The organism is Algibacter sp. 2305UL17-15, from assembly GCF_040720935.1.
In the GTDB taxonomy this organism is placed as follows: domain Bacteria; phylum Bacteroidota; class Bacteroidia; order Flavobacteriales; family Flavobacteriaceae; genus Jejuia.
This window is the reverse complement of sequence record NZ_JBFDAE010000010.1, coordinates 92,880-109,093: the sequence shown is the minus strand read 5'-3', so window position 1 is coordinate 109,093 and position 16,214 is coordinate 92,880. Positions and strand designations below refer to the sequence as shown.

Here is a 16,214-nt window from a genome sequence, read left to right as displayed (position 1 = left end):
TGAAGGCATATGGTGGTTTTGCCTAAAGTAGCATTCGAACCAACATTTATAGCGATGCATAAATCGGGGCGAGTTATAGTCATCTACTTTGACCAATGAAAGATGTTTTTGCTTGATAAAGTTATTATCCCAATAAATAGCATTATGATTATTTACTTGTGTCCAACCAGAAATACCAGGTCTTACTTATGTCTTCGATTTTGATAATTAAAAACGAAAATCTAAAATACAGGGTCCTCAGGTCTTCTTGAAAACTAAACTTTCGGATGGTTGTGTTCCATTTTTGGGCTTTTAAGAGCTTTATCGGCTTCCCACTGTTTTCTTCGGTAAACGTCGAAGATGTCCAAGTGTTCATCTTGGTCGATGACAACATCCGATTTTGATAACATTTTCAGCACAGTTTTATACAGGATTTTTACATCGAGTGCTAAGCTCAAGTTTTCGACATACTCGACGTCCAATAAAAACCGCTCCTCCCATGCAAGGCTATTGCGGCCCATTACTTGTGCCAGCCCCGTGATACCGGGCTTAACTAGGTGTCTTTTTTGTTCCGTTTCATTGTAATACGGGAGATATTGGATCACAAGCGGCCTAGGGCCTACCAAGCTCATGTCTCCTTTGATGACATTGACCAGTTGTAACAGTTCGTCTAAGGAAGCTTTTCGTACAAAAGTGCCGATTTTCGTAATACGCTGTGCTTGATTAATTAATTCGCTTTCGTTGTTTTTCGGGTCTTTCATGGTCTTGAACTTGATGATCTTAAAGATTTTTTCGTCCTTGCCTGGACGTTCTTGCAAGAAAAAGGGAGAGCCCTTAAAGTCAATCCAAAGAACGATAGTTATAATGATCAATAAAGGAGATAGGACCAGAACTCCCAATAAAGAAGCAGCGAAGTCAAAAAGGCGTTTGAAATAAGTAGCGTATAAATTGTTGGACATCAGGTAATGGATTTAGGAATAAATTAGGCTTGTTTATTTCTACAAATAAAAACAAATAATTTGACCGCTGCCAGTTTAGACGACAAAAAACCCAATTTATAGGATATATATTAGCTATTTAGCCATTCTCTGCTTTTTAAATTTGTCTAAAATGAACGAGGGGTGTATCAAGCACAAATTATTGTTTTACAGCATGTTTTCGATTTGAAAATTTTTAAAGAGATTATATGGTCTTTCCAAGTTCTCGATCCTTAAACAGCCTGTAAATACAGGGGGATAAAGCCTTAGTATTTAATTTTCGTGAGATGGCTAAATACAAAATCCGCAAGTAATCCTCAAAGGGTTTAAATTTGGACAGGCAGACGGTGTTTTCTTCAAATGGAGCATCGTTCTCCAGTTGAAGTCGTTGTTCTGTATGTTGAAGACCTTTCGCTGATGCTGAAATTCAAGCCTTTTTTTTTACAGAATATAAGACCATTCAAAGTTGTCCGGGTTCGGGCCAAAACGATGGTTACGATCCATGGCGTCAATAAAGTCCATGTCCGCTTCGGATAGTTCAAAATCAAATAAATCGGCGTTAGCAATAATGCGTTTCTCTTTTGAAGATTTTGGAATGGTAACCACACCTTTTTGTAAATCGTATCTCAATACAATTTGAGCAATGCTTTTACCATACTTTTTCGCTAATTTTTGGAATTCAGGTAACTCGAAAACCTTTCCTTCCATTAAAGGAGACCAAGCCTCATATTGGATATGATGTAGTTGGCAAAAATCAATCAATTCCTGTTGCACTAGGTATGGATGAAATTCCATTTGATTTACCATGGGAATCACTTCTGCATCTTCCATTAAATCCTCTAATTGGTGCTTCAAAAAATTACATACACCTATTGCCCGTATTTTTCCCTGTTTGTATAATTCCTCCAGTGCTCGCCAAGTTTCTTTATATTCTCCAACTACTGGCCAATGGACTAGATAAAGGTCCAGGTAATCCATCTGGAGATTTGCAAGACTCTTTTCGAAAGCTTTGATGGTTTTGTCATAACCTTGGTCACTATTCCAGACTTTACTCGAGACAAAAACTTCTTCCCTTGGTACGCTACTTGCTTCTATTCCCAATCTAACATCGTTTTCGTTTCTATAAATAGCGGCCGTATCTATAAGTCGATATCCGTTATCTAATGCGAATCGCACAGAATTGGTTACTTCCTGACTGTCCTTTGGCATGTATGTTCCAAGACCTAAATAGGGCATTTTCACGCCATTGTTCAAGGTGAAAGTGCCAGATATATCGGAAATTTTATGCTTCATCTCATTTTTTTTTAAGTTCATAAATCCAATCTTCAGAATTCAGACTGTAATTGAGACCAAAATTGGCAGCAAAGGCCAGTAGGTCTCGATAATTTTCATCAATTTAGGTAAATTGATAAATTTGAAGCATCGAAGATAATACTTTTTTGCCTAATCCATAGGGGCCATCTCCTGTTTATAGAAAGGCTATTAGTCGAATAAGGACTTGTGGAACTGGAGCTTTTAAAATAATGGCCCTAATTTTATACGCTTTAGTTGCTCCAATTCATATGAGTTGGTATATTTGATTGATTTAAATAAAACTTTAACCGAAATAACAAATTTAAATGAAAGAAGAATATTTGAAAAGTGTACAAACTATAGACGACTTAATAACAGCATTTTATGCATGTCTAGGTGGTGAGCCAGGTGAAAAAAGAGACTGGGATTTCTTTAGATTTTTATTTCATCCTCAAGCCTACAAAATCGGTTATGAAAAGGATATAAACAGTAATGTAAGACTCCAATGGATACACCCAAATGATTACGTTGAACGTATTGGCTTTTGGTTTGACAATACTCGAGAAACCGCTTTTTACGAAAGAGAAATAGGTAGGGTGGTAGAGACTTATGCAAACATTGGTCATGCATTTAGTCATTGCGAAGCTTTCCATAGCAAGGAAGATATGGCAAACAACAAACCTTACAAACAAGATGTGAAAAGTATTCAGTTGGCCTACTACCAAGACAGATGGTGGATTGTAAACATGTTTTGGCACGGTGTGACACGAGAATTTCCGGTTCCGGATAGGTACAAGAAATTTCAGCAATTCCCTTAGATTATTTCTTTTTTTTAAATAGTTCTAATCGATAATTGGGTTAATTAAGAATATAGTGAAGTTAGTTTGTACACAGGCTTCAACGCTAGTTAAATAGGCTATAGGTTTTGCTAAAATCAATTTTTAAGACTTTAAATATCAAAATCTTGAAGGCTTTATAAAAGAAGCCATTACTAAAATGATTAATTCGTTATGTACAAAAAGTTTTTTAAAAGAATTTTAGACTTTTCAATATCGCTTGTGGCGTTGATTTTATTATCACCTGTGATTGTTACATTAATCATTCTACTGTTATTTGCCAATGGAGGCAAACCGTTCTTCTTCCAAAAGAGACCTGGGAAAAACACAAAAATATTCACCATCATAAAGTTCAAGACCATGAGAGACCCTAAAAACAATGAAAGTGAATTAATTAATCAAGAGCAGCGTATTACAAAAGTTGGTGCATTTATTCGAAAGACTTCCTTAGATGAACTGTTGCAGCTGGTCAATGTTTTGAAAGGTGATATGTCACTCATTGGCCCTAGGCCGCTATTAATTGAATACCTGCCGTTATATAACAAAGAACAAGCAAGAAGACATATGGTCAAACCAGGTATTACTGGATGGGCGCAAGTAAATGGTCGTACTGCCTTGTCATGGAACGAACGATTTGCTCATGACGTATGGTATGTTGATCATTTAAGTTTCTATAACGATTTAAGAATCTTGTTGAAAACTATTCAAAAAATATTCAATCGTGAGGCAATGTCCTCCATTGAACAAGCTTCGTTTAGTCTTTGGGATGGAAACTCTTAATAAAACACCTCAGGGCAAGCCCACGATGTATTAAAATTCAAAAAAAACCAACAACTAAACTCCAAAAAAGAAAAACGAGGCAAGCCTTGGGGTACCAGCCTGCCGCCTGCCTGTCGGTAGACAGGGCTGGCTATACCCTAAAAATGAATAAACATTAAAAATCAACCAAGTTCTTATCGCTTAAACCATAGGATTATTACGCCCATTAGTACATTAAACGATATTATTTCAATTATGTGGGGAAAAAATTTTGAACCTAGTAATAAATAATTAGATTTGGGCAGTAGTACAAATTAAAACCAGAAAATTACACATCTATGAAAACAGTAATGATTTTAGGAGGGACCAAGGGTGTTGGTAACGAGATACTGAAATCCTGCTTAAAAAAAGGTTACAATGTGTCTTTTTGTGGAAGAAACCTTGATGAAGGTACTAAAATCATACGATCATTACAATCAGCAAATGAGCTTTATTTTCATAAGATTGACCTGAATAGCATCCAGGAAATTGAAAATTATTACACACAGACCATAAAAAAATTCGGAAAAATAGACGCATTAGTTTTATATGCGGGAATAACACCTATTTCATCTATCATTGATACCGAAGAGGACATTTACGACAGTGCTTTTAACATTAATCTTAAAGCTCCATTTTTCTTGTTAAAACATGTCTTAAAATCTATGATGAAATCTAAAGTAGGTTCAATCATTTTCTTTGGATCTCCTCATATGGATTATGGTGATATTGATAGAGCGCCATATGCGCTTACTAAAAGTACTCTTTATACGCTGTCAAATCATATTGCACATCATTATGCAAAATATGGAATTAGATCAAATTATGTGGTAATGGGTTGGACTAACACCGAAGGAGAACTTCAATTAAGAGCTGAAGAGGGTGTAAGTGAAGAAGAATTGAATACTATTGCAGGCAATATTATTCCTATGGGACGTTTGTTAAATAAATTTGACCCAATACCGGCAGTAATGCATTTAATTTCTGATGAATCGGCGATGACAACTGGTTCGTTATTAAGAATCACCGGAGGACATTATATTTAATTAGTATGCATATATGAATCCGTCACTTATTTTTCACCTTAATTCTGAACTTTTAGAAGGCCCTGTTTTTGACCACAAGGAAAAGCTCCTTTATTTTGTATCTATTTTTGATTACTTGGTCTTTTGTTACAATCCATCTACTAGGGAGATTTTGAGCGTAAAATTAGATTCACCCGTGAGTTGTGTTTTCTTGTTGGATAGGAAAAGAATCATGGTCGCCTCTAAAAATGGTTTTTTTGAAATAGATTTCAACACCATGCAAAAGCAATTTTCTTTTCAAATTGATATAGCAAATTCCGTTAGATATAACGATGGTATCAAAGACCCCGAAGGAAGGTTTATCATTGGAACGATGGGATTTCCCGAAGTCAAGGATAACATAGGAAAGGTCTTTTCATATTCAGAAGGAAAACACAAGGTTATCATTGAGAACACGACCATTTCCAACGGTCTGGCATTTTCACAAGATGGCAGCAGTCTTTACTTCATTGATACCCCCACCAAGAAAGTGGCCAAATATGCCTATGATATGAAAAACGGGGATGTATTATTTGAGTCTTACGTGATAGCGTTTAATGGAGAGGGAAGTCCCGATGGTATGTGCATGGACCATGAGGGCATGTTATGGATTGCAGAATGGGGAGGAGGGCGTGTATCTCGATGGAATCCCGAAAATGGTCGAAAAATAGAGGAGCGAAAATTGCCATGCCCAAACGTAACATCCTGCTGTATTGACAATCATTTAAACCTATATGTAACAACTGCAAAGTCTTCCAAAGATGATATGTACGGAGGTGGGCTTTTTTATATTGAATTAAATTAACTGTGATTATGAATGAAGTTAGTATTAGTGTTATTGTACCCATATATAAGATAGAGGCTTATCTTCCTCAATGTATTGACAGCATTTTAGACCAATCTTTTACTGATTTTGAACTGATTTTGGTTGACAATGGAAGCCCTGACAATTGCCCTCAAATTTGCGACGAATATGCAAGTAAGGACAACCGGATTAAAGTAATCCACAAAGAACACGGACAACTTTTGAGTGGTAGAAAAGAAGGGCTTAAGAACGCCAAGGGTAAGTATGTCGCTTATATTGATGGTGATGATTGGGTAGATAAGTTTTATCTTGATATTTTATTCAAACTTGCTGAAGTTAATGAGTCCGACCTCGTTGTGACGGGACATTTCAGGGAGTTCGACGGGAAAATTGAAACAATAAAGCCCTCTTATACTGGTGTTTTTGAGGAACCTGAAATTAAAAATTCGATACTTCCAAAAGCCATGTATAATGGTACTTTTTGTGAACACGAAATATCTACCTATGTATGGAGCAAACTGTTCAAAAGGGAGTTGCTCAATGAAGTGTTATTTGAGGTTCCCGGAGAAATTGTAATGGGAGAGGACGCTGCCATTACCTATACTTATTTATCTATTTCAAAAAAACTTACAATAAGTAGAATACCACTTTATTACTACAGGCAACGACATGATTCCATTCTGAAATCCATTAAAAACTCAACAATAGAATATTACAGATTGGGGCTGTTGAAAAATTTTCTAGAACTAAAATTAAGCCCTTTCCTTGATAAGGATAACTTAAATACACAGATACTATATTATCTTTACTCCTTAATCTTGGTAAGATCAGGAGGATTAATCCATGATGCCTCGGGAAATATTATTTTCAATCCTTTTTTAAAAACAAAAAAGAACTCCAAAGTTATTGTTTACAGTTCAGGTTCTTTTGGACGGCATCTTATATCATCGATTAGCAAAAGCAATTTTTTTCAAATTGTCAAATGGATAGATATTGATTTCCATGAACTGAATATTGGCGATAATTTTGTTAATCCTCCTAGCTCCATTATCAACGCCGAGTATGACTTTTTAATAATAGCCACAACCAATCCATCTGTTTTTAAATCGATTCATGCAGAATTGGCACTTATGGGAACTGACCCCAAAAAGATAGTGCAAATCAATACGGATGAAAAAGAAATCTGTCAACTGTTGCAACAATTAGGTTTTGACAACGACTAAAAGGAGTAGTTGATAATTTCGATATTTTGCAGAGTGAACTGAACAGGATATTGAACAGTATTAGAAAAGGGTAGTAGGGTGACGAACCTAGATTATCGTTTGATCTAAGGTAAGCAAAAGGCCTTGGTCTAAGGTATAATTAGGTTTCCAGCCCCAAGAGACAAGTAAGTCGGGAGCAGCTTTTGCTTCCATAATCTCGTTTTCCCGATAGGGCAATTTTCCAAATCGAAGTTCAGTTTCGGTATTTCCGGACACTTTCTTAAGAGTTTCTAGAAAATAACGTAGCGTATGGGATGAGCCTGTACCCAAATCTGTTTGAGTATAGGGTGTTTGCAAATCAGCAGACCGGTTTAAAGCCAATTCAATAGCATTCACCACATCGCCCACATAGATAAAGTCTCTTTTTTGCTCCCCAGGGGTCAAGTCTATAAAAGAGGTTCTTTCTTTTATGGCTCTTACCATATTGCTGACGAACTTAGAATCAGAATCCCCAGGACCAAAGGGGTGGTATAAAGTAAAGTCGATGACTTTACAAGTATCGTTTTTATTGGCTATAAGTTGAAGCCATTGGGAACATTGTTTTTTGGATAGTGCGTAATCCTGCAAATAATTATACCCTTTGCCTTGTGTGATAAAACTACCGATATTAATGAATACTTTGGAATTGTATTTTTGGGACAGTTCTAGCAAATGTACTGGCAAATCAACATTTACATCAAGTAAGCCGGGTACAGGTTCATCAGTTCTCCCATATTTGGTTGCTGTGTGCACAATTCCGATAGGTCGGTATCTGTCAAAAACTTCGTCTAAAGGGTCATTGGTACTATATAGCGTTATCTGTTCAGCTTTTAAGCGTTTCAGATTTTGAGGAGATCTCACTAAACCAATAATGGTGTAGGTTTTCGACAATTGTTGGACTAGGTGATGACCCAAAAAGCCATCGGCCCCAGTAATAAAAAGGGATTGCTTCACGATATCAAATTAATGTTGAAGGAATTCGTTTATTTGCTTTTGGCAAAGTCCCAAGGCATCTTGACCCTCAGAAAATGCTTTGTACCAATCTACAATTTGTGTTACGGTTTTATCCATTCCCCACTTAGGTTGCCACCCCAATTCCTGTCTGGCTATAGAAATATCCAATCGCAACAAACCTGCTTCATGAAAAGCGTCGTTGCCTTCAATTCTATATGAAGCTGAATTACCCCAAGCCTTACAGACTTTATCTATAAGGGATTCAACAGATCTAATATTGTCATTCTCTGGACCGAAATTATAACTCGATGCCAGTTTTTTGTTTGTTGATAATTGCCAAATGAGATGTAAGTATCCGCCTAGACAATCAAGGACATGCTGCCAAGGTCTCACAGCTTTTGGACTTCTTATCACCACTTGCTCTCCAGATTGGATAGCCCTAATGAAATCGGGAACCAGCCTATTATCTGCCCAATCTCCACCTCCAATAACATTTCCCGCCCTTGCCGTAGCAATAACGGTATTGGAATCGGTAAAAAAAGAATCGCGATACGATTGGGTAACCAATTCGGAACAAGCCTTACTATTGGAATAGGGATCATGCCCCCCCAAAGTATCTGTTTCACGATATCCCCAAAGCCATTCGTTATTTTTGTAAACCTTATCCGTGGTGATATTAAGACAAACAGCTACATTGGGTAATTGGCGAACTATTTCAAGTAAATTCACCGTTCCCATAACATTTGTCCCATAAGTATGTACAGGGTTTTTATAGGATTCGATAACTAGTGGTTGGGCAGCCATATGGATTACTATTTCGGGATCAGCATTTTTCATTGCGTCCTGTAAAGCAGATAAATCCTGTATGTCGCCTATATGAGAAGACATTTTTTTATCCAAACCAGCATAATCGAATATGTTTTGTTCTTGTTCGGGAGAAAGTGCATAACCTGTTACTTCTGCTCCAAGGGACTGAAGCAAAAGCGTCATCCATGAACCTTTAAAACCCGTATGTCCTGTTAAAAAAACTCTTTTCCCCTTAAAAAAATCACCATATGCTACCATGTTTTCCATTTTGCTGTATTGTTGGCCCACATTTCCTCTAGTTGATTTTTATCTCTTAGTGTATCCATTGGTTTCCAAAAACCTGTGTGTTTAAAAGAATAGAGTTCTTTGTCCTCTGCCATCCTTTCTAAAGGTTTTCTTTCGAAAATGGTTGCATCTCCATCTAAATATTCTAAAACTTTAGGTTCACAAACAAAAAAACCACCATTAATCCAACCCCCGTCACCTTTAGGCTTCTCCAAAAATTGACTAATACGGTCTCCATCCATTTTAAGGGAACCAAATCTCCCGTCAGGCTGAACAGAAGTCATGGTTATACAACCTGAATGACTTCGATGGTATTCTTCTAAGGCCTTAATATTTACATCAGATACTCCATCTCCATAGGTAAGCATAAAGGGCTCATCTCCAATATACTTTTTGGCTCTAAGGATCCTCCCACCGGTCATACTATGCATTCCGGTATCTAGAAGCGTAATCTTCCAAGGTTCTGACTTATTGTCATGAATTGTTATTTTATTTTCTGCCAAATCCACAGTAACATCGGAATTGTGCATAAAGTAATTGGCGAAAAACTCTTTGACCACATATCCCTTGTACCCCAAGAGGACCACAAATTCATTAAAACCGTAATGGGAATACATTTTCATAATGTGCCATAAAATTGGTTTTCCTCCAATTTCAACCATGGGCTTTGGCTTCAGATGCGTTTCTTCAGAAATTCGTGTTCCAAGTCCACCTGCTAATAATAAAACTTTCATTTTGTAGAAAAAAATTAAAAATTAATTTATAGGTTAATCTATGCATAAATTTAACAATTTATACCATAGCATGATTAATGCAAATTTACTTACTTTTAATAACAATTCATCCATTCACTTCCTTTTTTTGAAAAAAAAGCTTTGTGGCCACACGTTGTACTTCAGCATGAAATGTACGTGTACCAGCTACTTATGATCAATTATACTGATATTTAGATACTTACTGGTCAAAAAAAGAATAGAAACCGTAACGCCTAAATGGAACAAAATAGAACATCGTTTGTTTTCGTATATATCAAAGAATTTCAGAGCAAATTGTTGATCGGTTATAAGGCCTTCATAAAACTGATTTCAGCTTTTTTTAAAACCAACCTTTCGGATGGTAATAATAGTGCATCGTTAAATCAATAGTTTAAACCATAGAAAAAATAAGACTGTGTTCTATTCATATAATTTAAACAATAACTATCTTTGTCGAAAAATACGACCATGGTATTGGAAGATTTTAGAATACTTTGTGAGTCTCAACAAGCAGAGGCCCCAACCCATGAACAACGAACTAGTTTGGTCAAAGTTTTTTTTCGTTCAATAACCCTTTCATTTTGAGTTAACAACAAATTAATAAATAATAGTTTATGCAAAAAAAACTAATAATACTTGGCGGAAATCCTGAAACAGGGGTTTTGGTAGATATTGCGGAGTCTATGGGTATTTATACCATTGTTATCGATCCAAATCCCAATGCCCCTGCAAAAAAAAGAGCCTCTGAGACCCACGACATAGATGGTTTTGATATCGATAAAATTGTTAGTGTAGCCAAGGAAAGAAAAGTAGATGCAGTTTTAGTTGGAGTAGCCGACATTCTAGTAAAACCTTATCGGGAAATTTGTGAGAAACTGAATTTTCCTTGTTATGCTACAGAGAAGGCCGTAGAGGCATTTTGCAGTAAAGACGGATTTAAGCGTTATTGTGAAAAGTATGATATTCAAGATATTCCTGGAATTTATTTAACAAACGATTCTGAAATTAAAAAACCTCAAAACATTAGTTATCCCCTGATAGTTAAGCCAGTAGATAGCGGAGGGGGCGTTGGTGTGAAGATTTGTAGGGATGAAGAAGATTATATTGCCACGGTAGAAACAGCCTTAAAATATTCCAAAAAAGGAGTGGTTTTAGTGGAAAAATATATGGATACAAACTGTGATGATATGGCAGTGTATTATACTTTTAGAAATGGCATTCCTTATCTTTCAGCAACTTTTGACAGGCAGCTTACAAGATTACAAGGCGATTCCAGCCCTATAGCACTAGGTACCGTATATCCTTCTAAATATACAGACAGTTTCGTAAAAGAGGTTCACCCCAAATTATGTACAATGTTTGAAGGCTTAAATATAAAGGCCGGGGTACTCTGTATTCAGTTTTTTGTTGAAAACGATGAGTTCTATATTTATGACCCAGGATTTAGATTACAGGGGGAAGCACCTCATATTCATCTTGAGGCTATAAATGGGTTTGATCATAGAAAAATGCTCATTAACTATGCATTTACCGGTGTTTTTGGGGACGATGATTTTCCAGAGAAAAATGATTACAAGTTTAGAGGTAAATCTGCCAGCTCAATTTGGATTCTATTAAAAGCTGGTGAAATTGATAAAGTTGAAGGTATTAATGACATAAAATCTAATGAAAATGTAGTTTTTGTTGTTGAACGATTTAAAGTTGGTGATACGGTTAAGGAAGAATTTTTGGGGACAGAAAGGCAGATTATTTATAGAATTTATGTTAATGCAGATTCTATTATTGAAGTCAACCAAATCATCGAAAATTTTAAAAACACGTTAAAGGTTTTAGATTCAAATGGGGAAAACATGATTTTAGAATGGTTAAAACCTTGGAATGAAAAAGATTATATTGTTAATTAGAAAAGTTCGATTTAAATATTAAAAAAAACAACATATCTTAAAGGAAGATTTTAAGAAGTAAGTACTGTGATTTACAATTTATAAAACTATAGTTCTTACAAATCATAAAAGTCCATTGAGAGTTGTTGATAACATAAAACAAAAAGTATGGCAGCAAATATTTTAGATGCATTTAGTTTAACTGGAAAAAAGGCGATCGTTGTAGGTGGAGCAGGAGATCTTGGAAAAGCGATGGTTGAGGCAATATCGCAAGCTGGAGCACAAACCGTGGTCATTGATTTTGATGATCGTGTATTTGATATATGTGAGAATTTCAAAAAAAGCGGTCTTAACGTAAGTCCGATAAAAGCAGATGTAAGCAAAATTGAACAAATAAGAGAATCGTACAAAAACGCTTTAGATATACTCGGTGGTACTGTTGATATCTTAATAAATTCAGCAGGTATTCAAAGAAGATATCCAAGTGAAGATTTTCCTGAGGAAGAATGGAGCAAGGTTATAGCTATCAATTTAGATGCAACATTTTATTATTGCAAATATGCTGGTAATACCATGTTGAAAAATGGTGGAGGCAAAATTATAAACATTGCTTCAATAATGAGTGTTTTAGGAGGGATTACAATTCCTGCATATGCCGCCTCTAAAGGAGGGGTTGGGCAATTAACAAAAGCGCTTTCGAACGATTGGTCTGCTAAGGGAATTTGTGTCAATGCGATCGCCCCTGGATATATGGATACACAATTGAACACCGCGTTAATTAATGATAAGAAAAGAACTGACGAAGTGTTCATGAGAGTTCCAATGAAAAGATGGGGTAGCGGTGAGGATTTGAAAGGATTAACCGTATTATTGGCTTCATCAGCAAGCGATTATATAACAGGGTGCGTAATACCTGTTGATGGCGGTTATTTGGGTAGATAAATAACAGTTTTATTCTCTTATCCAAGAACATAGAGCCATCCGAAAGTTTTTACAATCCCCATTAAATAGTCCGTATTGTACATAAAAAGGATTTCTAGGATTTATACCGTCGCTCATATAGAATAACCGTAATAAAATGCCCTTTGCTGTCCGCCGGTAGGGAGGGGCTTTCTACTTCAACATAAAAAGAAACCGTAACTTCGGCTATGCTTTATTTATCTATTTAGTATAACACAAAAAACCATCCTTTTCTTTTACAGTAATTTTAAACAAGAAAGGGAATTATCCAGAAAACAAGTCTGTTTCGTTTGTGGCCTTCCTCTAAGGCTATTAGTCCCTTTACATACGTGATTTCGGGCGTAGTCTAATGTGAGATAAAAATTTAAGCAGACCTGATTTTCTTCACAAAATTAAAGGAATGTGTATGTTTTTATTTGCTACCGTTCTTTCTGTGTGCTGAAGTAGCAGATAGGATATTAGGGCAACATATATCTGTGGCTTTACAGCATTTTCACTAGTGCCCACAGAGGTTTTGATTTGTAAGTTTTGCTTAATGGGTTTAAAAAACAGTTCTATGTCCCAACGCTTTTTATATAAATCTGCAATCGTTCTGGCCGAATGATCTAACTGACCGGTAATAATAATTTCCATCGTAGAACGCACAGGGCTTTGAGAAAGTCCCTAATCTGAAATAAAGGTCTGTGAAACCTAATTCCTGTAAAAGCATCATTTAATGTAAAGTATTTATTGAACCGTTTGAAAGTTAAAGCTATAAATTGTCCATAGGCCTAATAGCTACCACATCCTTTATCACCACCATAGGTTTCAGCACAACGAGTAAGCATCCAAGCGTGGCACAAAATCAATGATTTTTAGTGTGCAAACCTAAAACAAGGGATTCCCAAGCTATTTTAAATTACTGTCTTTCAGATGGGTGTGAAAAATTAGCTAAAAAATGCTGAAACTGATTCAGGTCATTTCCCAAAGCCATAAACCATTATATTTTAGTAACATAAATAAAGAATTTTTTGAAACCAACTATCCTTAGGGCGAGTCACAGAGGTATTTCGCTGGTTTCATTATGACCTCAGGGTCAAAAACCGAAATTCTATTATTTTGATTCCCGTTTTCACGGGAATGACAATTTCAGCGGAAACCCCGATGCAAGCATGCGGGAAATTGTTTTCGATTAAAGATTACAATGTTCTTTGACTAGATAAAAGTATAGGTTTTTTTCTGTCTTGGGGTTTTTCAAAGATTGGAACGCAACATATATTGATACAAAGCTCAAGTAGCAAGGATTCAAACCCAGTATCAACACTAAAATAAAATAGAACCAAATAAAACTCTAAACCGATGAAATTAAGTATTGTAATTCCCTTATACAATAAGGAACAATTTATAGAGCGTTGCCTGTTAAGCTTGATAAATCAGGACGTTTCGTTACATGAATACGAAATAATTATTATTAACGATGGTTCCACGGATTCTAGTGCAAGCATTGTTGAGATTTATAAGAAAAAATATTCAAACATTCACCTTTTTAACCAGAAGAATCTGGGGCCGAGTGCTGCTCGAAATAAAGGCATTGACGTTGCAAAGGGGGAATATATTTATTTTATAGATGCTGATGATTATCTGGCCGAAAATGTTTTAAACATTCTTTTAAAATTGGCAGAGAAAAATAATTTAGAAATTCTCGGCTTTAATAGTATTTATAGAACCGATGATGCTAAGATCGAATCTTCTACTCCTGTGGTTAACGATTTTTCTTTAAATGTAATGGATGGTATTACATTTATTGGAGAATGTGATTATAGGAATGAAGTCTGGTGGTATTTAATTAAGAAAGACTTTTTAATTGATATAGGCTTGAGGTTTGTAGAGCGCAAGTTCATGGTGGAGGATTCAATTTTTACATCTAATATTTTTGTCAAGGCTAATAGGGTGGCAAAGAAAAACATGGATGTACATAGGTTTGTGAGGGTTGAAAATTCTGTCACTACAAGCACCGATAATACTCATCTAAAAAAATTTATTTTTGATTTAGTCGTAGCTATAGAAGAACTTAATTTATTGATGAATACCCTTGATAAGTCGCATACTAGTTACGGTAAAGCCGTTAAAAGTTTTAAAAGAAAACAGCAATCTTATGTGTTTACCATATTAATTAAAGCTTTTAAATGTAATAGCTTATGTTTTGAAGATTTAAAAAAGATATTAAGTAGGTTAAACAAATTAGGTGTTTATCCAATAAATAAGAAACTTGGTGGAATAGGAGGAGATAAAACAAGTCGTATTTATAATATGACCGCCGTACCAATTTTTAATAACAAGGCTTTGCTTTTTTCCAGTTTAAAATTTAAGAGGCTTATCTCCTAGAATTAGAAAATGTTAAACTCGGTAATAGTGATATCATCAATAGCTTAGGTTATTTTTAGTGTGCTGTTGTTGGATTTAAAATGTTGTTAATCATTTTCAAAAGATTTTTGTTAATAATGTTAACATCAAATTTTTCCTTGGCATAATTTCTACTATTTATTCCCATTTCCTTAATGCTCTCTTTGTTTATAAGGAAATATTCCATAGCCTCAATTAACTTATCTAAGTTTTGAGGTTCAATTAAGAAACCATTTTTTTTATTAATTACAGTTTCTTTACAACCAGGGGTGTTTGTTGTTATTACAGGTAAACCAACAGATAAAGCTTCTAGTATAGATCTTGGAACGCCTTCTCTATAATAAGTTGGAAGCACAAAAATATCCCTTTTATATAAATGCTGAGGAATATTGTTTTGAGGGCCATGATAAACTATTGTTCCATCATCATTTAACATATTTAATTTTTTTGAATCTACAGCTGAAGGCGAATTTTCTGGCGCACCTATAACATGAAATTCTGCTTTAGGATATTTAACTTTTAGCGTTTGAGCTGCATTAAGATAAAGCTCGATACCTTTTTCTTTTATTAATCTAGAAACAATTATAAAACTAATAACATCTGTTGAATTCTCATTGACTCTAGTTTTAAATTGTTCTAGGTTTACACCAGAACCACCTACAAAACCTACTTTTTGATGTTTTGATATTATTTTTCTATCCAAAAACAATTGGTAGTCATCAGAATTTTGAAAAATAATTGTCTTATTTTTTCTAATGGACAATTTATATAAAAACTCATTAAGTCTTTGAAGTGTTCTAGCTTTAAAAGTTAGACCCGTGAATGCAAATCCCAGGCCTGTAATTAAAGAAACAACAGGGGTTTTATTCATATTTGCTGCAATAGAGCCATATATAACCGGTTTAACAGTATATGAATAAACTAAGTCGATATTATTTTCTTTAATAATTTTTTTTAGGTTAAAGATGGTTTTTAAATCATTAAAGGGATTTAAACCAGTTCTTTGAAGGTAATAGCTAACGGGAATAGCTCCTAAGGCTTTAAGTTCTTTAAGTTTTTGTTCACCAAATTCGGGAGCACCGGCATAAACCTTATAACCCTCTTTTACGAGACTTTTGATAAAGTCGCCTCTAAAGTTTATTAGTGAATGGTCCAATGAAGACAAAACCAAAATTCTTTTTTTATTGTTCATGTT

General features: G+C 35.2%; 15 protein-coding genes and 1 pseudogene. 9 read left to right on the top strand and 7 right to left on the bottom strand.

The features are described from left to right. Positions 1-254: 254 nt before the first annotated feature. Positions 255-938 carry a sugar transferase gene (locus ABXQ82_RS12275; RefSeq protein WP_367059908.1) on the bottom strand — a complete coding sequence of 228 codons (684 nt, stop codon included), beginning with the start codon at positions 936-938 and terminating at the stop codon, positions 255-257. Positions 939-1,397: 459 nt separating this feature from the next. Next, positions 1,398-2,249, bottom strand: coding sequence for an aldo/keto reductase (locus ABXQ82_RS12270; RefSeq protein WP_367059905.1), 852 nt, complete (start codon positions 2,247-2,249; stop codon positions 1,398-1,400). Between the two features lie 326 nt (positions 2,250-2,575). Here ABXQ82_RS12270 and ABXQ82_RS12265 point away from each other — a divergent pair, with 326 nt between their 5' ends. The 5 genes from ABXQ82_RS12265 (at position 2,576) to ABXQ82_RS12245 (ending at position 6,975) form a co-directional block, all read left to right on the top strand. Continuing rightward, the gene (locus ABXQ82_RS12265; RefSeq protein ID WP_367059902.1) at positions 2,576-3,067 is read left to right on the top strand and encodes a hypothetical protein; all 492 of its coding nucleotides are present in this window, start codon (positions 2,576-2,578) and stop codon (positions 3,065-3,067) included. A gap of 192 nt (positions 3,068-3,259) precedes the next feature. Beyond that, positions 3,260-3,865: a sugar transferase gene (locus ABXQ82_RS12260; protein ID WP_367059899.1), complete on the top strand. Its 606-nt coding sequence runs from the start codon at positions 3,260-3,262 to the stop codon at positions 3,863-3,865. 317 nt (positions 3,866-4,182) lie between these two features. After that, positions 4,183-4,929, top strand: a complete 747-nt coding sequence (locus tag ABXQ82_RS12255; RefSeq protein ID WP_367059896.1) for an SDR family oxidoreductase — start codon at positions 4,183-4,185, stop codon at positions 4,927-4,929. 13 nt (positions 4,930-4,942) lie between these two features. Further along, positions 4,943-5,752 carry an SMP-30/gluconolactonase/LRE family protein gene (locus tag ABXQ82_RS12250; protein ID WP_367059893.1) on the top strand — a complete coding sequence of 270 codons (810 nt, stop codon included), beginning with the start codon at positions 4,943-4,945 and terminating at the stop codon, positions 5,750-5,752. A gap of 8 nt (positions 5,753-5,760) precedes the next feature. Next, positions 5,761-6,975, top strand: a complete 1,215-nt coding sequence (locus tag ABXQ82_RS12245) for a glycosyltransferase family 2 protein (RefSeq protein WP_367059890.1) — start codon at positions 5,761-5,763, stop codon at positions 6,973-6,975. Positions 6,976-7,062: 87 nt separating this feature from the next. On the opposite strand, the gene ABXQ82_RS12240 is transcribed toward ABXQ82_RS12245, so the two are convergent. The 3 genes from ABXQ82_RS12240 to rfbF are packed head-to-tail and all read right to left on the bottom strand — an operon-like array spanning position 7,063 to position 9,773. Further along, a complete protein-coding gene (locus ABXQ82_RS12240; protein WP_367059887.1) occupies positions 7,063-7,947 on the bottom strand; it encodes an NAD(P)-dependent oxidoreductase in 885 nt (294 codons plus the stop codon). 9 nt (positions 7,948-7,956) lie between these two features. Further along, complete coding sequence (rfbG, locus tag ABXQ82_RS12235) at positions 7,957-9,012, bottom strand: CDP-glucose 4,6-dehydratase (protein ID WP_367059884.1); 1,056 nt, start codon at positions 9,010-9,012, stop codon at positions 7,957-7,959. Further along, entirely contained in the window at positions 9,006-9,773 is a 768-nt protein-coding gene (gene rfbF, locus ABXQ82_RS12230; protein ID WP_367059881.1) for a glucose-1-phosphate cytidylyltransferase, read from the bottom strand. The genes rfbG and rfbF overlap by 7 nt, the downstream gene beginning before the upstream one ends. A 199-nt stretch (positions 9,774-9,972) precedes the next feature. Here rfbF and ABXQ82_RS12225 point away from each other — a divergent pair, with 199 nt between their 5' ends. The 3 genes from ABXQ82_RS12225 (at position 9,973) to ABXQ82_RS12215 (ending at position 12,619) form a co-directional block, all read left to right on the top strand. Then, the gene (locus tag ABXQ82_RS12225; RefSeq protein WP_367060064.1) at positions 9,973-10,095 is read left to right on the top strand and encodes a hypothetical protein; all 123 of its coding nucleotides are present in this window, start codon (positions 9,973-9,975) and stop codon (positions 10,093-10,095) included. Between the two features lie 313 nt (positions 10,096-10,408). Beyond that, complete coding sequence (locus ABXQ82_RS12220; RefSeq protein ID WP_367059878.1) at positions 10,409-11,698, top strand: carbamoyl-phosphate-synthetase; 1,290 nt, start codon at positions 10,409-10,411, stop codon at positions 11,696-11,698. Positions 11,699-11,845: 147 nt separating this feature from the next. Further along, positions 11,846-12,619, top strand: a complete 774-nt coding sequence (locus ABXQ82_RS12215; RefSeq protein ID WP_367059875.1) for an SDR family oxidoreductase — start codon at positions 11,846-11,848, stop codon at positions 12,617-12,619. 459 nt (positions 12,620-13,078) lie between these two features. On the opposite strand, the pseudogene ABXQ82_RS12210 reads toward ABXQ82_RS12215, so the two are convergent. After that, positions 13,079-13,234 (bottom strand): annotated as a pseudogene (locus ABXQ82_RS12210) (transposase); the annotation flags it as partial. 741 nt (positions 13,235-13,975) lie between these two features. Between ABXQ82_RS12210 and ABXQ82_RS12205 the strand changes: the two are divergent. Next, on the top strand, positions 13,976-15,001 hold the full coding sequence (locus tag ABXQ82_RS12205) for a glycosyltransferase (RefSeq protein ID WP_367059872.1): 1,026 nt from the start codon (positions 13,976-13,978) through the stop codon (positions 14,999-15,001). Positions 15,002-15,056: 55 nt separating this feature from the next. Here the strand turns inward: ABXQ82_RS12205 and ABXQ82_RS12200 are convergent, their stop codons facing one another. Then, on the bottom strand, positions 15,057-16,211 hold the full coding sequence (locus ABXQ82_RS12200; RefSeq protein ID WP_367059869.1) for a glycosyltransferase family 4 protein: 1,155 nt from the start codon (positions 16,209-16,211) through the stop codon (positions 15,057-15,059). Positions 16,212-16,214 lie beyond the last annotated feature (3 nt).